At 54.7% G+C, this 26,046-nt stretch carries 19 protein-coding genes; 11 read left to right on the top strand and 8 right to left on the bottom strand.

Annotated features, from left to right (window positions below):
• Positions 1 to 460 precede the first annotated feature (460 nt).
• From EI42_RS14350 to EI42_RS14340, 3 genes are all read left to right on the top strand, one after another.
• Positions 461 to 4,645 (top strand): MBL fold metallo-hydrolase, encoded by a 4,185-nt coding sequence (locus EI42_RS14350; RefSeq protein WP_170142620.1) that lies wholly within the window; start codon positions 461 to 463, stop codon positions 4,643 to 4,645.
• 82 nt (positions 4,646 to 4,727) lie between these two features.
• Positions 4,728 to 4,919 (top strand): hypothetical protein, encoded by a 192-nt coding sequence (locus tag EI42_RS14345; RefSeq protein ID WP_111323144.1) that lies wholly within the window; start codon positions 4,728 to 4,730, stop codon positions 4,917 to 4,919.
• Positions 4,920 to 5,159: 240 nt separating this feature from the next.
• Complete coding sequence (locus EI42_RS14340; protein WP_111323142.1) at positions 5,160 to 5,690, top strand: hypothetical protein; 531 nt, start codon at positions 5,160 to 5,162, stop codon at positions 5,688 to 5,690.
• Positions 5,691 to 5,729: 39 nt separating this feature from the next.
• Here EI42_RS14340 and EI42_RS14335 read toward each other — a convergent pair whose 3' ends face one another.
• Positions 5,730 to 5,960, bottom strand: a complete 231-nt coding sequence (locus EI42_RS14335) for a heavy-metal-associated domain-containing protein (protein ID WP_111323140.1) — start codon at positions 5,958 to 5,960, stop codon at positions 5,730 to 5,732.
• Positions 5,961 to 6,125: 165 nt separating this feature from the next.
• On the opposite strand from EI42_RS14335, the gene EI42_RS14330 reads away from it, so the two are divergent.
• From EI42_RS14330 to EI42_RS14320, 3 genes are all read left to right on the top strand, one after another.
• Positions 6,126 to 6,407 carry a DUF427 domain-containing protein gene (locus tag EI42_RS14330; protein ID WP_111323138.1) on the top strand — a complete coding sequence of 94 codons (282 nt, stop codon included), beginning with the start codon at positions 6,126 to 6,128 and terminating at the stop codon, positions 6,405 to 6,407.
• 148 nt (positions 6,408 to 6,555) lie between these two features.
• A complete protein-coding gene (locus EI42_RS14325; protein ID WP_111323136.1) occupies positions 6,556 to 8,757 on the top strand; it encodes an FUSC family protein in 2,202 nt (733 codons plus the stop codon).
• 152 nt (positions 8,758 to 8,909) lie between these two features.
• The gene (locus EI42_RS14320) at positions 8,910 to 11,609 is read left to right on the top strand and encodes a winged helix-turn-helix domain-containing protein (RefSeq protein ID WP_111323134.1); all 2,700 of its coding nucleotides are present in this window, start codon (positions 8,910 to 8,912) and stop codon (positions 11,607 to 11,609) included.
• 366 nt (positions 11,610 to 11,975) lie between these two features.
• Here the strand turns inward: EI42_RS14320 and EI42_RS14315 are convergent, their stop codons facing one another.
• Both EI42_RS14315 and EI42_RS14310 read right to left on the bottom strand, forming a co-directional pair.
• A complete protein-coding gene (locus tag EI42_RS14315) occupies positions 11,976 to 13,661 on the bottom strand; it encodes a sensor histidine kinase (protein WP_111323132.1) in 1,686 nt (561 codons plus the stop codon).
• Between the two features lie 18 nt (positions 13,662 to 13,679).
• The gene (locus tag EI42_RS14310; RefSeq protein ID WP_111323130.1) at positions 13,680 to 14,396 is read right to left on the bottom strand and encodes a response regulator transcription factor; all 717 of its coding nucleotides are present in this window, start codon (positions 14,394 to 14,396) and stop codon (positions 13,680 to 13,682) included.
• Between the two features lie 360 nt (positions 14,397 to 14,756).
• Between EI42_RS14310 and EI42_RS14300 the strand changes: the two genes are divergently transcribed.
• From EI42_RS14300 to EI42_RS14280, 5 genes are all read left to right on the top strand, one after another.
• Positions 14,757 to 15,959 (top strand): alpha/beta hydrolase family protein, encoded by a 1,203-nt coding sequence (locus tag EI42_RS14300; RefSeq protein WP_111323126.1) that lies wholly within the window; start codon positions 14,757 to 14,759, stop codon positions 15,957 to 15,959.
• A gap of 1 nt (position 15,960) precedes the next feature.
• A complete protein-coding gene (locus EI42_RS14295) occupies positions 15,961 to 16,215 on the top strand; it encodes a hypothetical protein (RefSeq protein ID WP_111323124.1) in 255 nt (84 codons plus the stop codon).
• A gap of 481 nt (positions 16,216 to 16,696) precedes the next feature.
• Positions 16,697 to 17,794 (top strand): hypothetical protein, encoded by a 1,098-nt coding sequence (locus EI42_RS14290; protein ID WP_111323122.1) that lies wholly within the window; start codon positions 16,697 to 16,699, stop codon positions 17,792 to 17,794.
• A gap of 240 nt (positions 17,795 to 18,034) precedes the next feature.
• Positions 18,035 to 18,961, top strand: a complete 927-nt coding sequence (locus EI42_RS14285; protein WP_111323120.1) for a metal ABC transporter permease — start codon at positions 18,035 to 18,037, stop codon at positions 18,959 to 18,961.
• Between the two features lie 9 nt (positions 18,962 to 18,970).
• A complete protein-coding gene (locus EI42_RS14280) occupies positions 18,971 to 19,849 on the top strand; it encodes a metal ABC transporter permease (RefSeq protein WP_111323118.1) in 879 nt (292 codons plus the stop codon).
• 51 nt (positions 19,850 to 19,900) lie between these two features.
• On the opposite strand, the gene EI42_RS14275 is transcribed toward EI42_RS14280, so the two are convergent.
• The 5 genes from EI42_RS14275 to EI42_RS14255 all read right to left on the bottom strand — a co-directional run bounded on the left by EI42_RS14275 (position 19,901) and on the right by EI42_RS14255 (position 25,608).
• A complete protein-coding gene (locus EI42_RS14275) occupies positions 19,901 to 20,374 on the bottom strand; it encodes a hypothetical protein (RefSeq protein ID WP_137686011.1) in 474 nt (157 codons plus the stop codon).
• A 111-nt stretch (positions 20,375 to 20,485) separates the two neighbouring features.
• A complete protein-coding gene (locus EI42_RS14270; RefSeq protein WP_111323114.1) occupies positions 20,486 to 21,670 on the bottom strand; it encodes a glycosyltransferase family 9 protein in 1,185 nt (394 codons plus the stop codon).
• A 168-nt stretch (positions 21,671 to 21,838) separates the two neighbouring features.
• Positions 21,839 to 23,707, bottom strand: coding sequence for a chloride channel protein (locus tag EI42_RS14265; RefSeq protein ID WP_246046260.1), 1,869 nt, complete (start codon positions 23,705 to 23,707; stop codon positions 21,839 to 21,841).
• Between the two features lie 64 nt (positions 23,708 to 23,771).
• Positions 23,772 to 24,380 carry a TetR/AcrR family transcriptional regulator gene (locus EI42_RS14260; RefSeq protein ID WP_170142619.1) on the bottom strand — a complete coding sequence of 203 codons (609 nt, stop codon included), beginning with the start codon at positions 24,378 to 24,380 and terminating at the stop codon, positions 23,772 to 23,774.
• A 121-nt stretch (positions 24,381 to 24,501) separates the two neighbouring features.
• The gene (locus EI42_RS14255) at positions 24,502 to 25,608 is read right to left on the bottom strand and encodes a glutamate-cysteine ligase family protein (protein WP_111323108.1); all 1,107 of its coding nucleotides are present in this window, start codon (positions 25,606 to 25,608) and stop codon (positions 24,502 to 24,504) included.
• Between the last annotated feature and the right edge of the window lie 438 nt (positions 25,609 to 26,046).

The following is a 26,046-nucleotide window of genomic DNA, read 5'->3' as shown; positions in this document are numbered from 1 at the left end:
GTGTGTCTCTCAATTTTAACCGATTGAAAAACTGCTTCAAGCAAAGAGGGAAGGGCGACCAGCGTTTGCTTGCTCCCTCTTTGCCGCTTTTTCGCCCTCATATTTCTCCGTACTTCATGGTATACTCATTATTGTCACTCCTTCTCAGGAAGCCGTTGAAGAATTTTGTCTGGCAGTGAACCCGAGAAAAGAAGCACTGCACGAAGAAAGTGTGTCAGAAAGGAGAAAAATCTGCACCCTGCTTTCCAGAACAACCTGAGCGCACACATACTCCTTTCTCTCACCTCAAAAAGAGGGAGAGAAGCAGCAGGTGCGCCCTAAGAGAAATGAGCCTCTCGCAATGGAGCGAGATGTATGCCTTTCTCTCCTCCTTTTCAAGGCAGTCACAGCCCCGTGAAACGTTCCAGATAGATCGCTATCCATGAGCACTGAAGCCCGGATGGCGTACAAGGAGGTGCCTATGAATATACTCTTTATAGGCGGAGCAAGCGAAGTAGGAGCCAGTTGTCTTGCACTCCAGCTCGCAGGCCGCTGGATCATCGTCGATGCAGGTGTACAGTTCGATCGACAGGCCGACGCTCTCCCGGACCTTGCCTTGCTTCAGGACAAACCTGTGCAGGCCATTTTTGTCACGCACGCACACACCGATCATATCGGAGCCCTTCCCCTCGTACATCAAGCCTTCCCGGATGCCCCCATTTACGCCTCACGAGCGACCGGACTCCTCATCGAGGTCATGCTTGCCGATTCGCTGAAAATCATGGAGCGCAGAGCCGCCGAAGAAATGGAACTGCCCCTTTACTCCGCCGAGCTGGTTGGCAATATGCTGAACCAGATTCGTCCACTGCCCGTCGGAGAGTTCGTCACCGTGCCAGAATTGCCGGATGTATCAATTTTTGCCAGCCCTGCCGGACATATCGCGGGCGCGGTCAGCTTTGGCTTTGCGGCTCCCGATGGCTCCCTGATTGTGTCCGGCGATATTAGCGTCACGGATCAGCAAACGGTTCCCGGAGCGGTCCCGCCGCCACTGCCCTCGCCTGATCTGCTGATTCTCGAATCGACCTATGGAGCCCGCTTACATGCCAACCGTCAGGCTGAAGAGCAGCGCTTTCTTCAGGCGGTCGCTGATGGCATCGCACGTGGTGGTCATGTACTGATTCCCTGCTTCGGCCTGGGACGCGGACAGGAAGCGCTACTTCTGCTTGTCGAGGCACAGCGACAGGGGCATATTCCTGAATTTCCGCTCTATGTGGATGGCATGGTACGCCGCATCTGCTCCACTTATCATCTGCTTCCCGAAGCCCTCACGCCACGGCTTCAGCGCCAGATGCGCCAGGGCTACTATCCCTTTGCCGGTAAGTTGATTACTTTTGTACGCGATGATCCCGAACGCGAACGCATCCTCTCGGGCCCGCCCGCCTGTATCATTTCCAGCTCGGGCAGGCTCACAGGCGGTCCTAGCATGTGGTACGCCTCCCGGCTGATCAGCAATCCGACCTCGTCCATCCTGCTCACCGGCTATCAGGACGAGGAATCGCCGGGCAAGCGGCTGCTGGACATCGCCGACTGCCAGAACGATACGCTTGAACTCAACGGGCAACAGCTCCAGGTGCGCTGTCAGGTGTCTCGCTATTACCTCTCGGCCCATGCGGACAGCGGCGAACTGGCCGCATATGCCTCTTCATTGCAGGCTCGCCGGATCGCCCTTGTGCATGGCAGCAATGAGGCCAGAACCGCGCTAAAGGCTCGCCTGAGCGAAGCTGATGTGATCCTGCCAGCTAATGGACAGATGCTGACGGTTACCCATAACACGCAACCTCTGCAACCAGCGGAAGCGCACCCGATTGATATGGCTCCGCAGGGCATCGGACGCGGTACACCCTTTGAAGCGGCGCATCTGGAACAGCTCTGGCGCGTCGTCTCGCAAACACCTGGCCTGCGCATCGTCACCGTGCGCGAGCTTGCCCGCATCTGGGACGGTGAAGCAACCGAGGAGACAACAAGCCGTATCCTCCACGTGCTCTCTCAGGATAGCCATCACCGCTACTTCGCGCCGCTCTACATCCTGGAAGAAGCGTTCTGGGTCCGTGGGACCGGCAACGATCCCTTCTCGGAATCAATACGCGAACAGGTCATCGGGCAGATCTTGCTGATTCAGGTCGCGCCAGGGCAGGCGCAGCCCGGGCTCTGTCATGGCCTGGTACCGAGCGCCTCGGTCCGCGTCGAGTTCGCGCCCGGAATCTCGCGCCGCCGACGCTACGCCTATTCCGCTATTCTCGATGTGCTCGGACCGCTTCCTGAGCATATCCAGGGGGATCAGGTGCCCTCATATCTGGCCCATCTCTCCCATCAGGCACGCGCCATTCGCCAGGGACTTTCGGCCAAAGAGCTCGCCTTTCAATGTCAGGACAGTCGCACCTATCATCTGGGCAAGCTGTGTGAGCTCGTGGGACTCTCACCCACCGATCCCGCCGCCCGTCTGGCCGTGGCAGGGCTTGTACGCCAGAATCCGCACATCTTCTATGCCCATCAATCGTTTCTGAAGGGAGAGGGACCAACACACTACACCATCGCGCCCAACTGGCGACAGGCCACCGAACGGCGTGAGATCCCGACACGCGATATTGTCTTTCAGATTATCGAAAGTCATATCGGGCATCCAAGCGACCTCTACCGCAAGAGCTTTAACCCGACAACCGGCAAGGTAACGCTGAGCTTCCACTTCCCTGAAATCGCACGGAAGCAGTATCAGCAAGTCCTGCAAATCGCGCAACAAGAAGCAGGCGTGCCTATCGTGATCTCGCCACAGCCGCATCAGCAGGCAATGGAGCAGGCGGCACAACAGGTGCTTCCCGCCGGGCTGACGCTGATTGGCAACCCGTCCATTTACTACAATCAGCAGCGAGTCCACCTCAATACAAGCGGGCAGACGACCAGAATCGCGCTGGCTGAGGCCTGCGCTCGCTTCCAGGAAATGACCGGCTGGAAACTGAGCATTGCCGGCGCCTCGCTTACCTCTGACCGTACGTCGGCCCCTGGAGCCATTGCACCGCCTCCTGACTGTAAAGTGCTGCCACCAGAAGAGGCCCGCTACTGTGCAGAACAGACTTTTATGCAACTCCCCGACTTCAAGAAAGTGGTGGTGGACAAGACAACTCGCACCCTGACCCTGCATTTCCAGTTCCCCGATATCGCCGGGGCACAGCAAAAACATCGCCTTCAGGCCCTCACCGAGCAAACAGGCTGGTATGTTGCGATCAGTCCCGAGACACTCAACGAGGATCTCCTTGAGCAGGCACGGGACCTGTTGCCCGAAGAGCTGCAAATCTCCGGCTCGCTCGAAATCATCGCCCCGCGGAAGCTCGTTCGGCTCTTCTATCGCGGCCAGAGCACCCATCAGCGGTTACGCGAAACGATGCATGCATTTCGAGCACAAACGGGATGGAGCCTCTCCCTGATCCACATTCCCGACTCGACACGCCCGAAAGAGAAAGCAGCACCCCCCATGCCGGTAGAGCCGGGGATTATGGAAATGACGGCAGCCTTGCAATACGCACAGCAGAAGCTTGGCGACCTTCAGGGCTATGTGCGCGTGGGCGTCGAAAACGAGACCTGTACGCTTGTTCCACGTTTCTGCTTCCCGGATACTGCCGAGCAACGATATAGCGCTGAGTTCGCTTCTGTGGCGGCTGCGACCGGCTGGCATGTGCGTCTGCATCCGTTCCCGCATGTTCCCGCAATCAAAGATCTGGTCGGACGGCTGCTGCCTCGCGGGTTGATCTGCACCTCGCTCCTCTCGATTCTTCAGGACAAGCAGGAAGTACGGGTTGTATGCGCGGGAGAGGCAGCACGGGAAGAGATCGAGCAGGTACAACAGCAATTCCAGGAAGCCACGGGCTGGACGCTTGTCTTGCAGCCTTCATTGCTGGCCGAGAATGAGCACGAGGACACGCCTCACACCTCACGCATTCAGGCGATGGGGCACGTCTTCACCGTCCTTACCGATGCTCCCGACCTCTATCAGATCAGTGCGGACGAGCGCTCACACACCATCTGGCTGGCTTTCTACTTTCCGGAACGCGCCCGAGAGCGCTATAAGGCCCAGCTCCAGCAACTCGCCCGGGAAACAGGCTGGCAGGTGAAGATAGACGAGGACGTACAGCCAAGAGCGCTTCTAGAGACGGCGCAGCGCCTGCTTCCTGATGGCATCTTCATTGTTAGCAAGGCGATTCAACGCGATCAACAACTGTTGCGCGTCAGTTGCACCGGGACGATGAAGCATGAAGAGCTCCAGAAGATTCAGAAGGAATTTCTGGCCCAGACCGGATGGGAGCTGCATATCACCTGTACCGGCAAGCCCGCCCTGCATATCACGGCTCAGGGCCAGATGAGCGAGGTGGAAGCGCAGGGCTTCCTGCTCGACGAGCTCGGGAAGCGGGGTATTCCTGTTCAGCAGATCAGCATAGATGCCACACAACGTTCGCTTCGTATTCACCTCCGGCACGCCCGCAAGCTGCTCGATGCGGCTCTGCTTGCGGAGCTGGAAAAGCATACAGGCTGGCATGTGCATGTAGCTGAAATAACATCGACATACTCAGATACATTGTCACAGAACTCCCTGTCGTCTCAGGCACCGGGATATTGAAACGCCTCTTGCTAGCTGCTTCGTGACAGCTACAGAGGAATGCGCAAAAAGACGACATTTCTGGCGCGAAAGGAGTTCTACAATGCAAGAAAGAGAGAAACAGAAAATCGACCAGGAGAAAAAACACGCCAATGAAAAGGAGCGGCGTGCCCATCCGCAGGAAGATGTCAAGAAGCAGGTCAAGCAGCCCCATGCTGGTATGGCAACCGATCCTGAGACCATGAAGGACCCGGGATATGCCAAAAGGATCGAGGAAAAAACGAAAAAACATTAGCTGCTTTTTTCACAGGGTCGGTACTCGTAATGAGCGCCGACCGCTTTTTTATCCCTTTCATATTGTATCTATTTATGTTACCATGTTCATAGAAACCTGAATATTGATCTGTGTAGCTCCCAGTCCCACGTATTCTGTTGCCATTCCGGGAAGAAAGGCGCTTTTACCTTTTCTGTGGAATACTGTTTGTATTTCCACCATGTACCGGTTATCCGCTCTCAGGAAAGGAGAAACGACTGCATGAAGTCAGGCGTCAGCATCCACTATCGGCTGAAGGGTGATATATTCGGAGCGCGCCGCTGTGCTTGCCCCTGCAATCCCTGCGACTGTGATCCGTGCACCTGCGGAGATGAAGTGCATATGCCAGCATGGCGTGTCAGCGGGTACTATATCGAAAATGGCACCATCGATACAGAGACCATGACAAACAAAATCATACTCTGCCTGGCGATTCCAGATGAAAACAAAGAGTGGCAGGAAGTCCTTCTCGTTGATAACACACTTTCCACAAAGCAGGTGCTTCTGCTGTTAGAGGCGCTTGAGGCCGACCTGCATAGCATGCCCGCCGAGATCAAGAAACCGATTACCTGGCAACGCGAAGTGTACGCGGTCCCAATGGAATATGTACGGGGAGACAATGGCCCGATGCTTTGTGTCACCTGCTCGCCTGCTCAGGTGCGGCTGCTTCGCCAGGGGCTCAACCACTACGTCCCCGAGTGGATGTACAGCGGCCCGATGGCGCTACGCTCCAGGCTCGACAAGCAACAATAGAGAAAAAGAGCGGTGCCGCTTGTGAGGCGGCATCGTTCTTTACTGGATACCTGCCGCCTCCCCGGCGATAGTATGACCTATCTGCCCGAGTACTTCGGCAATCTTCGGCAGAGTTATTTCTTGCTCGTCAAATTGAATCGTGACGGCTTTATTTGAGACATCCGTCTGTACGACCGCGAGACCGGGTAACATTTCTAGCGCACGAACTACCTTCTTCATGCACCCCTGACACCCGATCTTCGGCAGCGTCAATACTTTTGTCTGCATCATTTCTTGAAATCCTCCATTACCGCTTTTCTCTCAGTATAGAGCAGCCGCAAACAGAACGCTATCAGGATCAGTCTGTATTTTCGCGGCCCTTTCTTCTTCCCATTTTGGCCCATGAGCCATACGCAAAAATGATATACTGAAGGCAGGAAACGAAAGGAGAAACAGATGAAAGCATACTGGAATGGCGCCTTGCTGGCAGAAAGCGATCAGTGCGAAGTGGTAGAAGGAAATTACTACTTTCCGCCAGATACCGTCAATTTTGCCTATCTCAAACCAAGCGATACACATACACATTGTCCCTGGAAAGGGGAGGCCAGCTACTACACCGTCGAGGTAGCCGGGAAACAGAACCCCGATGCCGCGTGGTATTACCCTTCCCCGAAACCCGCTGCAAGCCAGATCGCGGGCTATATCGCATTCTGGCATGGCGTCACCGTTGAGCCGTAGCAGCTTCTCGCTGTGCTCATTTTCCCCTCATGCCCTCCACAGGGATTGCACAAAAAATCGAAGCAAGCTGTCACCGATGAATAGGGCTGCATCGTATGCTAAGAAGAGAGGCCGCAAGCAGTTCTAACTGAGGGCAATAGAGGGGAAAATGCAACGGATAACAAAACGGGACAAAAACGAGTATAAGCCATTTATTTATCAGACTCGAACCGGTCAAAGCGCCTGGGCCCCTGCGATGAAAGAGGCTGGAAAGCGGATACTGTCGTTTAACCGTTCGCAGATCATGGCGCTTCCGGCCATACGCAGCGTCTTTGGCTTCGCGGTCCCTCTGGTGCTCGGGTTCGTAACCCATCAAATTCCGATAGGTGTGGCGATCGCTGCCGGCGCCTCACTGCTTGGTACAATTGGCATGACCTCCGCCTCACGAGTGCGAAAGCGCATTCTGATCTATGCCTGTATCGGATTTTCCTTTTCCGCTTTTGTTGGAAGCTTTATCGGCAATTCTCCCATTCTCTGCGTTCTTGCCGCTGGCATCTGGGGCATAGGCGGCGGCTTGATGGTTGCGCTCGGACAGGTAGCGCAACTCGTCGGTCTTGAATGCACACTCTCGATGTTGCTCTTCACACGCTTCGCCACCGACCCGCTTCACGCCTTTCTGCAAGCGCTCCTGACGCTGATCGGCGCGTTCTGGCAAACCTTGCTTGCGCTCATTCCGCTGCCGCTACCGGGTACACAAACCGAGCGCTCAAGTATGGCGGCACTCTATCGCGATCTGGCTGATTACGCCGCCAAACCCGCTGACGAGGTGCTCGGGCGCAACGTGCGCGAAAGCCTGCTGAAAGTTCAGAATGTTCTGGCAGAAAGCAAGCTCAAGAGCCGCAAAGAAAAGCTGAGCGCGGCCTTGCTGGAAGCGGGCGAGAGAATTCGGCTTTGTCTGCTCCAGCTTGACCAGATTCAACAGTTGTACCGCGAACGAAACGAGACCCGCAAACAGGCCGACGCAATCAAGCAGGTATTTCAGGCAAGCTCAATCATGCTCGGTCAGATTGCCCATATTCTGGAACCACAATCTCCCTGGTTGCGTCTGGTCCCGCAACATTACATTATCAAGCAAGCGCTGACAAGGCTCCGCAAGCAACTCTCCCAGATAGAGACAGTGGTTGATGTTCAGCAACCCCTGAACCTGGCAGAGAGCATTCGGGATCAGCTTCACTACGCTCGGAAGCTCGCTCGGGCATGGCGCTCCGGGCAAACGGCATCGATCAAACTGATAACGCCAGAACAGCCTTACCTGCGTCTGCGCGACCCGCTCAGTACATTAAAAGCCAACCTATCCTTTCGCTCAACGGCGTTCCGTCACGCAATCCGGCTCGGGGTCACTCTGGCGCTTGCCACCGCCCTGTATCGGCTGATCCCCCTGCCTTTGCAGCGCGGTTACTGGATCCCGCTGACCACGCTTCTTGTACTGAAACCGGATTGGAGCACAACCCTCTCACGCGGCTTTGCACGAGCCCTCGGGACCATACTTGGCGCGGTCATCACCACATTCGTGATCGCGGTAACCGATCCACACCCGATTCTCCACGTGATTTTTCTTATTCTCTTCGCATATGTTGCCTATGCACTCCTTTATGCCAACTATAGCAGCTTTTCTTTGATGGTAACTGTCATGACTGTGCTCATGCTGGCCTTTGTCACGCCCCAACCGCTCGATCTGGCTCTTTTCCGGGCGCTTGATACAGCAATTGGCGGCACACTTGCCATGCTGGCCTATTTCATCTGGCCGACCTGGGAATATCGGCAGATTCCAGACAACATAGCCGATCGCCTGAGCTGCCTGAATGCCTATCTAATAGCGGTATTAAAAGCGATTGAGAATCCAGATGACTATAATGAAGTGAATCTGCAAAAGGCGCGAACAGAAACACGGCTCTCTCGTTCCAATGCGGAAACATCGGTTCAGCGGGCCAGGAATGAACCATTCCCTCATACACTGAATTCAGCCGCAATCGATGGCACATTACAGGCCGCTGACAATATCGCCGGGAGCGCCCTTATTCTCGAAGGCGCGCTCTTAAACAAGCGTTTTGTGCAGGTCTGTGAGGAGCTTGAGCCCTTCAGACAGCGCGTCGATACGGCGCTACAGGAGTTTGTGCACGCGATCAAGGAGCAGCGTTCTCCTGCGCCGCTTCCTTCCTTCAAGGAGGAGCTTGACACCCTGGAACGATGGCGCAAAGTCAGGCATCTCACCGAAGAAGAACGAGCAGCCAGATACCTGCTGGTAACCGAGATCAAGCATATTATTGATAATATCTCCATTATTCACAACCTTCTGAGCAAGCGGTCATAACCGATGAAAAAGAAATAGTTATACAGTGGCAATTTCCTGCATCTTGTTGACATTCTTCTGCAATACAGGTATACTTTCTACAAAACAGAGAAAAAATTTACCATTTTTCTGAAAAATTTTATGCGCATGCTGTTGAACTAAGATAGGGGCATATGAATACAAGCACATCAAGCGATCTATTGAGCACCAAGCTGACCGCTCCCTATGCCCGGGCCGCTCATATTCAGCGTCCACGTCTCTTTAAGCTGCTGAATGCCGGGCTTGAGGGCAAGTTAACGCTGGTTTCGGCTCCGGCGGGCTTCGGCAAGACTACGCTGGTTGGAGAGTGGGCAGCACAACACGCACCGCTGCCTGTGGCCTGGGTCTCACTCGATAGCGGCGATAACGACCCGTATCGCTTCTGGCGCTATGTGCTGGCAGCCTGCCAGATGCTGTATCCGATGGACACAGCAGCATTGGATCTTCTCAATGCAGCGCGACCTCCCTCATTTGAAAGCATGCTGACGACGTTTATCAATGAGCTGGCGCGGCTCCCCGAGCGTGGTATCATGATCCTTGAGGACTACCATGTGATCCACCTGCCCGTTATCCATGAGGCCATGACGTTTCTATTGGAGCACCTTCCGCCTTCTCTCCACCTTGTGCTGATTACGCGCGCGGAGCCACCTTTACCGCTGGCACGCCTTCGAGCCCACGGCGAGATGCACGAAATCCATGCAGAACAACTCTATTTCACTCTGGAAGAGACAGAGACATTTCTACAGAAAACGCTGGCTTCTCCGCTCACACCTGAAACGCTGGCACGCATTCACGCTCGTATTGAGGGCTGGCCAACCGGGCTCCGCCTGCTCGCACTGGCGCTACAAGGCCACACCGAGCAGCGGGAAATCGAGCGCATCTGCACAACGTTCTCCGGGACCCATCGGCACATCTTTGATTACTTCGAAGAAGATGTACTGGCAACTCAGCCCGAAGCGCTTCAGACCTTCTTTCTTCAGACCAGCATCCTGACTCGTCTGCATGCTTCGCTCTGTGATGCCGTCACGGACAGAGCCGACAGTGCGCAGTTGCTTGAAAAACTCGAACAGAGCAATCTATTCCTTTTGCCGCTTGATGACAAACGCCAGTGGTATCGTTATTATGCCCTCTTTGCCGAAGCAATGCAGCATATTGCACAGCGCCGCCTCGGCACGGCTGAACTCTGTAAGCTCTATACGCGGGCAAGTCACTGGTATGAGGAGCAGAAACTGTATCCAGAGGCTATTGAAGCAGCGCTGGCCGCGGGCAATGTCAAGCACGCCGCCGTCATGATCGAGCGGCATTTCTCGCTGCAACAGAATATGATCGAGCTCCATACGCGCTACCGCTGGCTACGCCAGATACCTGCTGAAACGCTGCAGGAGCATCCGAACCTCTGCCTGCTCTTCGCCCTCGCCATGCTCTACACACTCGATCGCAGCTCACCAGCCATCCTTGAGCCTGTGGAGCAGGTGCTGTCACTGGCCGACCCCCCCGGCGAACCGAATGAGTTTACAGGAGCAATTGAGTCGGTACGGGCACAGATCGCCCTCTGGCAGGGCAACGAAGGTCAGGCGATCGCTTATGCCCATCGTGCGCTTGCTCACCTGCCTGAAGATGCCCATGAGTTCCGCTGCGCTTGCCTGATTATTATCGGCACCGAGCAGCAGCTTCAAAATCGCTATGAAGAGGCCAGAGCATACTTTCTCCAGGCGCGTGAGGCCAGTATTCGGGCAAACAACCCCTATAGCGAGCGCGCGACCATTTCGTTGCTTGCCAGTTCCTACCAGCAAGAGGGAAAATTACATACAGCGGACCAGTTGTACCACCAGGTAATAGAGGCCGCACAGGACGACGTCAGCGACCAGGCGCAGGCTTTCATCGGGCTCGCAAGCATCCTCTATGAGTGGAACGAGCTGGAAGCAGCCGAACGGTATATCTCTCAGGCTCTTGATCTCGGTAGAGAGTACGGCCCGATGCTTGGAGAGCGTATGGTTGAGGAGTATATCATTCAGCCTGCCACGCTGCTCCAGGCACAAATTCTCTATGCTCGGGGAGAGCACGAGGCCGCCCGTGAACTCCTGACGGCGCTTCATCCCCATTCAGTACATATGAAGCCGCACTTGCTTCTCACGAATATCGACGCCATTCAAGCACAGATCGCCTTTGTTCAGGGTGACACTGAAGCTATCAGGCGGATCAGCGCAACACGCAAGCTCTTCAACGAACGAAGACCGTTCCTGCAACAGGAAGAGATCGACTTTCTCATCATGGCACGCCTGCTTCTTATGCAGCAACGAGCTCAGGAAGTCCTCGCCCTGATCGAGGCTCGCCCACAGGCACAAGCGCTTGAGAGCCAGCTCCGACTGCTGCTGCTCAAGACGCTGGCACATGTTCAGATGCGAGAGCAGACACAGGCCAGACAAACGCTTCTGCATGCGCTTGAATTGGCCCGAGAAGAGGGTTTCCAGCGCATCTTTTTGAATGAAGGCGAGGCACTCAAACCGCTGCTCTCGGCCCTCAGTGCAGAGCTTCGCGACAAACCGCTTGCAACCTATGTGCGCACACTTCAGCAAGGCTGTACCAGGCTCCAGCCCACAGAGCAGCACCACCGCACCAATCGGTTTGTGCTGATAGAGCCGCTGAGCGCACAGGAAAAGCGTGTGCTTCACCTTCTTGCCGCAAATCTCTCGAATCCCGAGATCGCCCGAGAACTGGTCGTTTCTATCAATACCATCAAGACCCAGGTGAAAAGTATCTTCCGCAAGCTCAACGTTAATAGTCGGAAGGAGGCTATTGAGGTAGCGCGACAAACTGGCCTGCTCAGCCTGTAAAGCGGGGCGAGCAGGCAATCTCCGCTGTTAGCTCGTCACGCCCGTATAGTGGCGTACTGCAGAAACAGCGAGGCAATAGCAGCTACGTCAAAGCTCCTTCTTCTCGCACTGAGAACGACCTGCTGCTTCTACCAGCGATTTTCTATGCAAGGGAGTTTTTCCTGTATTGCGGGAAAAACGCTAGAACAGATGCAGCAATCACTCGTGCAGAGGCACACAGAGCAAACGCACCAACGATACAGGAACCCTCTGGATGAATGATTGCTGGAAGGAGCCAGGTAGGTGTAAACCAACAAGGGGCTTGTTTGAGCCTCAAAATGGCGCATAGAAGGCCTGGTACCCCTTGCTGTAGTCTCTCCTCCCCCCTTATTGGCCGCGTGGGGACGTAGGGACCGATATGAGAGGCGCGGTATCCAGAATGCTGGTATTTCTGCCTGCTTTCGGCAACAGGATCGTGAAACAGGTTCCTTCGCCCAGCCTGCTTTCAACTGATACCGTGCCGCCCATTGCCTCAGTCAAATCCTTCACAATAGCCAGCCCGAGACCAGTACCAGAAGCGGGCTTCTGACGCGATTTCTCCGTACGATAGAAGCGATCCCAGATATGCTTCAGTTCACGAGGATCGATCCCCTCGCCCGTATCCTTCACCTGAATCATGATCTGATCACGATGCGGCTCGGCGGTCACCGCAATAATACCACCCGGAGGGGTATGACGCATGGCATTATTAAGCAAGTTCTGGATAATCTGCTCAACCCGGCTCTCATCGACCAGCGCATAAGGAAGATGCGGCCTGACCTCGCCAATCAGCTCAATACGCCGTCCCCGCCACGCAAGCGGTTTGACTGTATCCACCACACGCTGCACCAGCAGTTCAATATTGATTGGCTCACAGCGCAGCGCCAGCTTGCCAACTTCCATACGTGAGAGGGTGAAGAGATCATCGATCAGCGTTTGCAGACGAATAGTCTGCATCTCAATCGTCTCGAGATCCTGCTTGAGCGTTGCAGGCGGCTCCTGTTGCCACGCATTCAGCGACGATTCCAGATAGCCACGAATCGTTGCAACAGGCGTACGAAGCTCATGCGATACATTGGCAATCAGCTCGCGGCGCTCGTTAAGCAAGCGGGCCACATTATCTCGCTCGTTCTGAAGCTCATGCATGGTCTGATCGAGCGCGGCAGCCATCGCGTTAAAGTCAGCTTGCAAACGCGCCACCTCATCTTCACCCTGCACAGGCACCCGGATACGATAATCGCCAGAACGGAGAATGCCAGCCGCCGCAACCAGCAGCTCAAGACGCTCCGTCGTCTTTGAGACAAAAAAGTGCGAAAAGATCGCCGCCACCGGCAACAGGAACACGATCACCATCATCGAGAGAAAGAAGAACATAAGCAGTATCAGCACAATGGCAAGTGGAGCCTGTGCTGATGGTAGCTGCGACTCCGCGCTTGACCAGATGGATATGAAGCCAACGAGCAGAAAGACAAAGAAGAGGCAGGACAACGGCACCATCAAAATGGCATGGGTCAACGACCAGCTCAAATGCTGACGGCGCAAACGGTTCCAGTAGATCAGCGCCCGCGAGGCCACACGCAGAAACAGGAAGAAGGCTGCGCAACAGATGGCATTGGCAACACCCAGAAAGAGCATGACGCTGTGTGCTTCGCTTTGATAGCTCTCCGCCGATTGGGAAAGCGGCAACAGGGTCTGTTCGACCATCGGCACATAAAAGAGCAAAGCAACTACCCCACAGAAGAAAAAGAATAACAGGCATGCAATTCCACATTCACAGAGCAGGCGCTTCAAAAGCCTCATATTCCCGTATTGAAGCCTCCAGCGAAGCGAAAAAACCAGTATACTGCTCGGGCTAAAGAAGATGAAAAATGAGATAGAGGCCTCATCCATGTTTACCTTACTACTATCATGGAAAAGGAACGTCCAACATACAACAAACAACACCTGAAAAATGATCATTTCCAGCGCTGCACGCAGCAGCCCCACATGAAAGAGCTGGCCTGCTATCTTTTTCCTCACGTTCTGTGCCCTCATGCGTTTTCAGTACCCTTCTTATTCGCTACGTAATCGATAGCCAATGCCCCAGACCGTTTCGATAACGCTGCCTACAGCGCCAAGCTTTTTCCGCAGGCGCAACACGACGTTATCAACCGAGCGATCGCCGCCGACGTATGTCCCGCTCCAGAGCGTCTCTATCAGGTATGAGCGGCTGAATGCCCGGCCCGGACTGCGCATTAATAGTTGCAATAATTCAAATTCAGTCGGGCTCAAATCGAGCAACACCCCATCCAGCGTGACCTGATGCGTTTGTGGATCAAGTTCAAGCGTCTTGATACGCAGCTTCTCGCTGACCTGCTGCCGGTCGGCCTTCAACGTTTTCCGAATCAACTCGGAACGGCGAAGAAGCGCCCTGACACGAGCGACCAGTTCACGCAAGCTAAACGGCTTGGTCAAATAGTCGTCAGCGCCCAGTTCAAGCCCGAGCACGCGATCAGTCTCCTCCCCTCGCGCCGTCAACATCAAAACAGGGGTCGCGGATTTCTGGCGCAAACGGCGCAGCACCTCAAGTCCGTTCAGGCGCGGCAACATCCAATCCAGCACCACCACATCGGGTTGATAGCGCTCATGCATCTCCAATGCTTTTATTCCATCTATTGCATGATAGGTCCGATAGCCTGCTGCCGCCAGTTCCCGCAAGACGACTTGCGCCAGATCCGCTTCATCTTCAACAAGAAGTACAGTTTCTATATCTTCCACTGCATTCGACATATGTTACTCTCCACCTCTCAATAGTATCGCAAAATAGAGCTTTAAGGAACCGCCTATACCTCGAATGTACACGTTGAGACAAACTTGCGACAAATTTTTGACAATCTACCCGGCTTTTCATGACAATTTGACCATTTGTCATCAATCCCTTTTGCCACTCAACACATCCCACTACGCTTGTCACTACACATATACGAACGATTCCGGGAAAGGGGACAAAAAGAAAGAAGAGATAGGGCAAATGACCCAGACCTCGGATAGGGCTTTCCTGATATACTTTTTTCTATTCAGTGCAAGAAGAAATCGAATGAGACACCAGGGAAGTATTGGAAGTATTGGAAGTATTGGAAGTATTGTATAATGGACACAAAAAACAGGGATACAGGAACGGGCACAAAGGCGCGCTACATGCGGCGTCGCATTCTGGCTCGGACGCTTGCTCTCGCGCTTTTCCTCCTCGGTTTGAGTTGCTCCCTCATCCCCTGGGGGCGGGCTGCACTCCGCACCACCTTTCTCATTCCAGCATTTATTATGTCATCCCAACCTGCCCCATTACAAATAGCAGGTGAACCGATCACCCATATTACACAAACAATCAATTCCCGAAGCGGTCCGGCCTATCTGGATCTCTTTGTGCCAACCACTCAACCGCTTGACGCTGGCACACGGCAGGGCGTGCTGCTGATTCCCGGCGCGGGCGATCATCGCAAGCTACCCGAGCTGCTCAATTTCGCGGAAGCGATCGCCAGAACGGGCGTCGTGGTAATGGCGATGACCACACCGACACTCATTCAGTCCTCGATCTCTGTCGATGATACCGACGCTGTGGTGCAGGCATTTCAGACGCTCTCTCGCCGACCCGAACTGCGCGGCCAGAGAAGCGGTATTATCGCCTTTAGTGCGGGCGTTCCGCTTGCCTGCTTTGGCGCGGCAGACGCGCGTATCCGGGATCAGGTGGCCTTTGTGGTCAACTTTGGTGGCTACTTCAACACCTGGACCACCCTGCGGGCTTTTGGTTATCGCTCGCTTGCCTTTGATGGCCTCAAGGAGCCCTGGGAGCCGATACCGTTCGCGGTTCAGGTGCTTGGCAATATGCTGATCCCCACCCTCGCTTCTTTCGAGGAGCGTGAGACGCTTCGCGAGGCTCTGCTAGACGGTGCCACACCGCTCAGCGAGCAAGAGCTACAGCGACTCTCTCCTGAGGCCCGCGCGATCTACAGGCTGCTGACAGGCCGTTCCCCGCACACGGTGGAAGCCGATATTGCAATCCTGCCACCCGAGACGCGCCAGCAGATAGATGCCCTCTCGCCTCAACGGGTGCTACCGGAGCTCAAGGCGCCCGTCTATCTGGTACACGATCGCCATGATACCGCCCTGCCCTTTACTGAGTCGCGCGACTTTGCAAAGGCGCTTGACAAGCTGCATCATCCCTATGATTACCTGGAAGTACAGATCTTCAATCATGTCGAAGTGCGCCCGGACTTCAGCACATTGCAACTGCTTTCAGATGGCAGTACGCTTGCTTTTCTGCTCACAAAAATACTGCATTCAGGAGGACTCTAGCATGCTATCACACTTCCTCGTTCTTTCCGGTCTCTGGGTTGCGATGGGCGCAGTGCTCGGACTGCTGATAGCCGCCGCAACTGGACGCAAGTCTGCACGATTATTACTGGCTGGAAGTGGTCTTGCGCTGTCAGCGGGCTGGCTCGGCGTCTGGCTGCTGGGCACACCCTTCGCCACACCGTGGAGTCTCTGGGTGACGCTCCTGGGCCTGTTTCTCCTCGCTCGCTTTGTGCCTGCCTTCCGACTCAACCGCTGAAAGCGCGCCCTTTCCACAGACAAAAGGAACAAGTTCGCCCTCTCCCATAGGCGTGCGATCCCCTTCAGTGGAGGTCTCATTGCTTGTCCCTCTGGTATAGTGATATGAGAGAAGATGAATAGCGTCTCTCAGGTGTTTGCTGTAACCGCGCTTCAAGCGCAAGATCCGCGCTATTCCATGTGACTAAAGTACCAATGCGCAACAAAAAGCCGTCCATTCGCATTATTCTGAAGAGAGGAGGGTGAGAGGGAGCCTTTCCGATCATATAGATGCATACGTACTCTCACATGTATGGATACGGCGTCTCTATGAGGGTTTTATATAGTATATAATGAAGAGGCAGTATAGATGCTGTATGCAGCCTGAAGCAGGGCTACAAGCACGTATATCTCTCCTGTGACTCTCTACATAGAGCGCCTTCCCATTATAGAGAAAAGCAGTATCATAATTTGTTGCATTCGGTTTTAGAAGGAGTTTGTGAGTGTATCAACCCAACCCACCGCAGATGCCACAGTATCCACAGCAGCCGCCTAAAAAGCCGCGCAAGAAGGCCGGTCTTATCGCACTAATTCTACTTCTCGTCGTGTGCGTGCTGGTTCTGGTCGGTATCTCTGTGGTCGTTCCAACATTTATGGCCGACGCGCTGTCGCTGGCACCAACACCGACACCATCACCAACCAAGCCGCCAACGCCGACGCCATCGCCAACCCCCGCCTTTAATCCAGATGTAGGAGCCATTCTACCCAAAAATCGCGTCGTGGCCTTCTACGCCATTCCCGGGGCACCGGCAACCGGGCCTGCCTACCAGCTCACTGATACCATGCTTGAGCAACTGAAACAGCAGGGAGCAGCCTATGAGCAGATCGACCCGGAGCACCCGGTCAAGCTCGGCATTGACCTTGTTGTTAGCGTTCCTGACGGCTCTCCCGGGCCACAACATACATACAGCCACCATGTCGATGAAGCGACCATTCAACAATATATTGATTTCTGTCAGGAGCATGACCTTTTGCTGTTCCTGGATCTGAATTTCGGTCAGTCAGCGATTATGCCAGAAGTTAATTTCTTCCTGCCCTATTTGCAGAAATACTCGTTTGTGCATATGGCCGTTGATCCAGAATGGATGTTCCCGCGTCATGATGGCGTTCCAGGCACCAACCTGAGCAACGTTCGCGCTTCGGATCTGAACCCCATCATTGAGGCAGTGGCAGAGATCCCGATGAAATACCATGTGCCGCGCAAGATGCTGATTATTCACCAGTATCGACCGAGCGGCGACGATCTGAAGAATCCCTACGATGCCTCAAAGGCGGAGATAGCCGATAAGCGCAATCTGCGTTTCGATCCCCGAGTAGACGTTGTGCTGCATGTCGATAGCGTCGGGGGCTACCCCGGAGACCATGAGGATAAAGTGGAGCAATACACACAGTGGGTGCAAGGAGACATGCAGAAATACAATAATTTCAAGTATGGCGGCTTCAAGATATTCTATAAGATCGAGTCGAAAACCGGCATTATGACGCCCGACGAGGTAATGAAACTCGATCCCGCACCATTAGTCATCACCTATGGCAACTAAGCCCAATCGCGACATGAGAGAGGAGAGCGTGAGCCTTCTTTACCGCTTACGCTCTCTTCTTTTGTGCTCATATATGAGCAGCCTCCCTCATCAGATTGACATTTCTTTATACCGTATGCTATTCTATCTAACGAGACTTCGTATCATTTTATAGACAGTGAGCGTTCATCATCTCTCCTGTGCTACATATTCCTTCCGGCTGTTGTGGTAGGGACAGAGATAAACAGGAACAAAACGAGCATGTTTGACATATTCGCCTATTCTTTTATCCGAAACGCGTTCATCGCTGGCACCTGTGTCGCGATTGTGGCCGCTGTTGTTGGCTACTTTCTTATTGTACGCGGCCTGACCTTTGCCGGGCACTCGCTGGCACACATTGGCTTTGCGGGGGCCGCGGGAGCCGTCTTTCTGGGAATACATCCGGTCATCGGGCTGCTGATCTTTACGATCGGGTCCGGCGTTGGCATCGGCTTTCTTGCCAGAACGCTACGTGAACGGGATATCGCCATAGGGGTGGTTACTACCTTCACTCTGGCTCTGGGCTTCCTTTTCCTCTCGCTCTATCGTGGCTACGCCGAAAAGGCGTACAGCATCCTTTTTGGCACCATTGTCGGCATCAGCAGCCTTGATAGCACAGTCACATTGATCTTTAGCATTCTCGCGCTTGCAGTCCTTTGTTTCCTTTTTCGCCCGTTGCTCTTCAGCTCAGTTGATCCCGAAGTAGCGCAGGCACGAGGAATGCCAGTGCGCCTGTTAAGCGTTCTGTTTCTGGTGATCGTCGCAATTACCATTTCTATCTCGGTCCAGATTGTGGGCGTGTTGCTGATCTTCACCTTGCTGGTTGGCCCGGCAGCGACCGCCATTCGGATCGCACGTACTCCGCTGGGCGCAATTGCCCTTTCGATTGTGCTAGGTATCATCTACATCTGGGTTGGCATCTATCTGGCAGCGATCACACCGCTGAACTTCTACCCGCTGAACACGGTCTCATTGCCGATCAGTTTTTGTGTCGCCACCATTTCATTTGGCGTCTATCTGCCCGTGCGCCTGCTTTCGCCGCTCTGGTTGAACCGCCGTCGTCGAGAGCTTACAGCACAGCCACAACCGCTCGCCATGCAACCTGAGCAGGCAAAAATGGAGCCTGAGGTTTTGCGATCATCACGGTAGGGATATACTATGTTTGAACTGTTTCACCTGTATCAAGATCAGGATTTCGTCTTCTGGGCTTTTGCCGCAGGAACCGTTGTGGCCATTGTCTCGGCTATTGTCGGCTATTTTGCCGTCCTGCGCTCACAGACATTTGCGGCTCACGCGCTGTCACACATCGGCTTCGCGGGCTCGACCGGAGCCGCGCTGTTCGGGATCAGCTCATTCGCGGGCATGTTCCTCTTTACTATTCTGGCGGCGCTTGGTATGGGGGCACTTGGCAACCGGCTTCGCGGGCGCGACATTGAGATTGGCATGTTTCTTTCCTTTGTGCTTGGCCTGGGGGTACTCTTCCTGAACCTCTACACACAGCAAGCGACCTCTACAGTTAATCTGCTCTTCGGCTCGCTTTGGACGGTCCGGGCTGCTGATGTGCGGGTTATGCTCCTGTGCGGACTTGGCGTGCTGGTTATTCTGGCCTGTATCTTTCGTCCGCTGCTCTTTGCCTCGATCGATCCACAGGTTGCACGCGTGCGTGGGGTGCCTGTTCGTCTGCTCTCGTTACTCTTTATGGTACTTCTGGCAATCACCATCGCGGAGGCCGTACAGGTTATCGGGGTGCTCCTCTCATTTGCCTTGCTGGTTGTTCCTGCCGCCAGCGCCGAGCATCTGGTTCATCGGCCACTTGCCGCGATTGGCCTTGCAATTCTGCTCGGGCTTGGCTTTACATGGGGTGGCATCCTCCTTGCTCTGGTCGGACATTGGCCCGTCAGCTTCTACATCTGTGCGCTGGCGACCGGCGCCTTCTTCCTGACCTACTACCTGCAAACACGCCGCATCCCGCGCCGCTACAAGCCGCTGCCGCACCCGTCATGCGAGTGCTATGATCCGGCTGAAAGTCAGGTCTAACGCAAAGAACTCTTTCTCCGATTGCGAGAAAGAGTTCCTGTATCAGGTCGATCAGGCAGCCCGACTGAAAAGCGAGCACCCTCTAAAGTAGTAGAAGGTCAGCCCCAGATAGAGCAGGGAAGCAAGCGAGAAACCAACCGTCCCGAAAAAGCTCAGGGCTAGCGGCCCACACTCATCCGGCAACGAGTACATGTCGAGCCAGGCAAACAGCCCGAGCGCCGCCGGTACCATAAACGGCAACCCACCAAGTAGCGCAATCCGTTTCTGTCGCGGCGCGTCACCCGGGAAAAGCGCTGGAATCACCTTGCACAGGTAGTAGCTGAAGAAAAGCAGCCCCGCCAGGAAATAGACTCCTGCCAGGATGCTCCATCCTCCCAGGCTGAACGGCACGCTTATCCCAAGCAGATGCACCACAACTGCCATGCTTATCACGAATACCACAAAAAAGGCTATACACGCAATGATAAACAGCACATGCGGCAGATAGAGCGCGAGTAACAACCTGACCCCGTTTTTTCTATGCAATTCATTTCCTCCTTTTTGAAAGGAAGTATACAGGACAGACAGCCAGAGAGGCCAGGTCGCAGAACCAGATAAGCAAACACCCGAAACCAATCAAACTGGTCGCAGAAGCAATCACTTCGCAAGAAGCGCTGCTGTAATCGCTGCCGGCTCGATATGATCAAAGAAATCTCGCTCACGCCGGTCGTAGAGCTCTTTCGCGATACCCGGAACCAGCATCCGCTGCTCCTTACGATTACGTCCAAGAATCACAGAGCGAGTGCTGTAGCCAAAAAAGCAGGGGTTCGTGCCACCAAAAAGCACAATGACGCGTGTTTGATTCCGCGGCTGCTCCTCGGCGGGCTCTGAAAGCAGCTTCAACGCAATAGCAAGGTGCATCAGCCCCGTATCGCCACAGAGAAAGAGGTCCGCCTGATCGATAAGTGCTGTGGTGGTCAGCAGGTCGGGTAGCTGATCCTCCATTATACGAAACACCCGGCCAGCAGCGTCACGCTTGAGCCCCTTATAGAGCTGGTCAGCCGCCTCTGGAAGCGTGTAGGCGGGCAGAATCACTACCCGTAATCGCTCATCACGTGCCAGCGCCTCCCCGATACCTGCAAGCAGAAGCGGCGTTGGCGGCCGAGTGACAACAGAAGATGTATCAGGAGCGACCAGCAGAACGCGATCATCCGATCTCCCACGATAGACATCCATCAATAGACGTGCCGCCCGCACATGCTTTGCCGTCAGATAGAGCGGAATCGCTTCTTCCAGCTCGGGAGGAGGCAGTGCATCCTTAAAAAAGGCGTTCACCACCTTCCGTGTCAGGTAGCTAATATGGCGATCCCGGGCCTCATGCAATGCCAGAATATCCTTTCCCAGATCGGGAAGTGAGGCAAACATGACCGGCAAACCAAGCAGATAAAAGAACGTCGGCGCAGGCATCCCGGGCACAACCGCTTCATAACGTTGTGAACGCAAAAAGCGCACCAGCGGCTGTACCTGCTGACCGGGGAAAATACCGCGCAGAAACGTTCCCTCACCAGAAGGGAACAGCGTGCTCCTGACGATAATCAGCCGATGAATGCGAGGATCACAGGCAAATACTTCAGCCTGCTTCCGGTTGCAGAGGACGTCTATTTTGCCCGCTGCATCGCGATCATTTCGGATAATCTGATCAATCGCGCTCAGCCCAACAGCGACCGTGTCACCAATACCGGGCGGCATCGTGACGAGATAACGCGAGTCGCCTCCCTCAGAGAGCTCGATTGGCATCACATAAAACACATCTTCTTGAAGTGAAAGTCCTTCTCCCTGCATACGCCTCTTCGTTTACTTCTGAATGCTGATTTCAGCAGCCCGGAGATCACTAGAATGTCACTTCTCTTACAAATTATCCCCTTAAAGAACACGTCTCTAGAAGAGAAAACGTTCCAGCTTCATATTCGGTCAGTTTTCTCTTTTTTCGCACGATGCCGCTTTTCTCGTTTATGATATCTCGCTGGTATGCATTGTGCTTGACAGGCTGAGCGAGCGCGTGTTCTCTGACGCAACTTTTCGGTAGAGGCGCGTGATATGAGCCACCGAGAGAACGCCGATCACTTGCTGCTCGGTTGGTAATGCGCCAGCAACGACCGGGGCCCAACTCACCCCTTTCTCCGTCAGCTCGGTTAAGACCTCATCAAGCGCCTCGTCCTCCCGCACCGTCAACACACTGCTATTCATGGCCTCCGCAACACGCCGCTCCTCGCGCTCGCTTACCGGAACACGAAGCACATCCAGACGCGTCAGAACACCAAGCAAACGACGATGCTCGTTCAGCACAGGAGCACCTCGCCGTCCCTGCGAGCGCAACTGCAGTTCAGCCTCGGCAACGGTCTGGGTGGGTTGAAACGTGAGCGTAAGCGGCTCCATCGCTTGCTGCACGGTCAGCATCGAGAGCAGCGGATAGGTCAACTGCAAACGATGGGCAGGGGAATCAATCCGCGTCTTAAGCTGGCTCTGATAGATTGTGTTATCGCCAACAATCAGGTAGGCGAGACTGACAGCGATCATGGCAGGAGCCAGCAACGAAAGATTACCCGTCATTTCGGCCACCATCAGCATTACAGCCAGCGGAGCGTGCGCGATTCCGCCGAACATCGCCATCATACCCACAATCACAAACGGTCCGGGCGAGGCAGGCAGACCAGGAAGCAGATGATAGCCGAGCCGCCAGAGCATCGCGCCGACCATGCCACCAATCACCATCCCGGGCCCAAAAATACCGCCAGAGCCGCCCGAACCAACCGACAGGCCAGTAGTCAGAATCTTGACGAATGGCAGGAGCACAACAACCCAAAGCGGCAATTGCAGCAGTGCCTGACTCATGCTCAACTGCACCCAGCCATAGCCCATCCCGATCGCCTGTGGAAGCACCAGACCGATCAAACCGACAAGCAGTCCTCCAATACCCGGCTTGACCCAGCGAGGCAAACGGAGACGCTGAAACAGCTCGGTGATTCCATAGAATCCACGCGCATAAAGGATCCCGATCCCGCCACAGAGCAACCCGAGCACCACATAGTACACAAGCTGAACAGGCTGCGTGAAGTCATAGTGTTCCGGCGTCGCGAAGATCGGATTCCAGCCGGACCAGCTCCCGAAGATACTGAAGCCCACAATCGAAGCAATAAGCGCCGGGATGATTGCTTCGGTCTCCATGTCTTTCAGATAGAGAATTTCTGCCGCAAGGAGCGCACCCCCCAGTGGCGCGCGGAAGATTGCCCCGATACCCGCGCCCATGCCGGTTGCCAGGGCAATTCTACGCTCGCGAGCATCCAACCGTAAAAGCGTCGCCAGAAGCGAGCCAAACCCCGCGCTAATCTGTGCCGCCGGCCCCTCACGCCCTGCTGATCCTCCACTGCCGATAGTAATCGCCGAGGCAACCAGCTTGATCAGCGGAATCCGAGCGCGGATCGGCTTGCCCTGATGAAAAGCAGCGATCGCGGCATCAGTGCCATGTCCCTCCGCCTCAGGAGCCAGTGTAAAGACAATAGCGCCCGCCAGCAGTCCACCAAGTGTTGTCACCACAGGCAACAACCAGGGGTGCGCTGCCTGCCAGAACGACATCACACTTGTGCTCCCTTCCCCGGCTGGTTCAGGGGGACGATAGCCAACAAGGCCGCCAAGAAAAAGTGTTGAGGCCAGATGAATAGCCGCATAAAAGAGAATTGCCCCCACTCCCGCCACCACGCCGATCAATGTACTGATGATAATCCATTTGAGCAGAGAACGCGGGTTCTCAAGGCCCGGAAACCGGTGAGCGAAGCGCCGAAACGGAAGCCCGCGCCTCCCCATACGAAACATAAGTGTCATACCTCCTTCTTTTTTGGGTGGGTGGTCAACCAAACAAAGGCAAAAAAAAGAGAGATACATGCGCTTATCCGGCATGTACCCCGATTCCATGCAGCACCTGATGCGCAATCACAGAAGCCTGCCGGGTAATTTCCTGCTCCGTGTATCCAAGCACACGAGCAGAAAGGACAAACGATTCGGTTGCCGAAAAGATGCGTAACGCCGTCATCTCAACATCCTCAATCTGGATCTCGCCCGCCTGCTGGCTCTCCTCAAGAATATGTGCGATCACCGCCAGATACTCGTGTAACTGCTTTGTCGCTTCAGCCTGAAACGCACGATTCACACCATAGAGCGAGCTCATGTAGACATGAAAGCTATCGCTGTCCTCCTCGGCCATACGAGCAAAAGCCAGCACAAGCCGCTCCAGGCGCTGCTGAAGCGTGCCTTTTTCCGCAAGTGCTGCACGCAAAGAAGCAAGCTGTGATTGAGCGATAGAGCGCAGCATCTCAATAAACAGCGCTCGCTTGTTCTCAAAGTACAGGTAGATCGTACCTTTTCCAATGCCTGCCTGCTCGGCGATCAGGTTGATATTTGCCTGATCGAAACCCAGGCGAGCGAACTCACGCGCGGCCTCGCGTAGAATGCGCTGGCGCGTGGCCTCGCGTATCTGTGCATCGACAATTTTCGGCATACGTGCTCCTCTGGCGGTACTCAATGTGTCTGCTTCGCTTCCTATCGTAGCACATTCTGGGCAGCCAGTCAATAAAAAGTGCCGGAAGAGCATCTGCTTCCTTCTCCGGCATCTATTGTCCTCAGGAAGCTTGAGCATACGAGGCGCGTAACGCGGCCTCGATCGAACCGGTCTCCATATAGGCACGAATCAGCAGATCAGCGGGCGACGTTCGAGAACGCACAAGCTGCCAGAGCGGCTCAAGCCACATGCGATCCTCATCAGCAGCAAGCGCTCGCTCCGCAGCCCCAAGCACCAGCTCCGTTCCCTCCACAATCTCGGTAAGTGCAAAGCCCTTTTGCGCCGCCCGCTGGTGCAGCTCCCTATCGGGCACCAGTGCCCGTCCGGGCAAAGTGGTATCCAGCACCAGTCCTTTCAACAACGCCAGGAAGCCAGCGTACAGGCGCAGATCAGCACAGCTATCGCAGGCCTTAAACTCGATTCGTCCAACCTCCGCAGGCAAGCGGGCGAGTCGGGTTAGCGAGGGATCACACGCTATGAGATCAGCAGGGTTTTCCAGATACACCAGTACCGCAGGCCGTGGCCCCGTTCGCTGATAGGTCCGAATCGACAGGCCACCCCAGAGCTTGCCGTCATAGAAAGGAGAACTGAAGCTCAACGGCACAATAAACGGGCTATAGTAGGTCAGCTTCTGCCCCAGATCGACACATTCTGCCGCCGAGAGTCCCGCGAGCGAGATATTAAAATCGGGCCCATAGGTCAGCACCGAGAGCAGAGCCGTGCGTCTCTCGGGTATGCTCTGTCGGAACTGCCGCTCAAACGCGTTCAGCGGCGGGTCCGGCACAAACTCTTTTTTATAGGGATGAAAGCCAATCAGCACCGGTTCCAGGCCATAGCGAGTCGCCACTGCCGAGAGCAACAGACAGCTCTCACGCAGTTCTCGCATCACATCCTGAATCGTATGATGCGGCGTGGTGCGCACCTCGATGCCCTTCAGCGGGCAGCCGATCACCTCACCGGCCTCGTTATAACGCTCAAATCCCTCAATGTACCAGCGTTTCCGCTTGATACCGGCCTCGCCGATTCTGAGCTGTGGATAATCTTGCTCATAGAGCGGCAATTCCCGTATCAGTGTATGTAAAACCTCAAAGGGTGTGTTTTCATAATCAACAAATTCGCCATCGCGGCTGAGAAAAGCAATTTCATGCTCAATGCCAAAGCGAAACATGCATCCTCCTGAAGGCAACCTTCCATCTGCCACGTACCATCCTTATGCGAAGAATCATTTCCCGGTAGACCTCCGGGAAACAGAGACAGCACAATCCGGTCACCAATCTATTACTATACAACATCTTCCCCCTTTTCTCCATCATTTTCCTTTATCCCTTGCTTGCTTCATCGAAGCAGGGCATTTTTGCCAGCTAGCCCGCTCAACTCAGGGAAGGAGAACACGCCAATGCCGCACAACCAGAGCGGCCAACAGAGCCGCCTGATAAGCTGTTGAAGAACCAGTAGAAAGCTGGAATCCAGCGATTATCACGAGAACCTCTGTAAATGCTTCAGAGCGGAGAAAAAGCCAGAGCGCAATGACAGCAGTTTTACCAAAAAGCGGCAGAAGGCCCCTGGCTTCAGCCAGGGGGATGGATGGCGCAGGAAGCCATCAGAG

This window comes from Thermosporothrix hazakensis (assembly GCF_003253565.1).
GTDB classification, from domain to species: domain Bacteria; phylum Chloroflexota; class Ktedonobacteria; order Ktedonobacterales; family Ktedonobacteraceae; genus Thermosporothrix; species Thermosporothrix hazakensis.
Note: the sequence above shows the minus strand (reverse complement) of the source record. Positions and strands in the feature narration are given on the sequence as shown.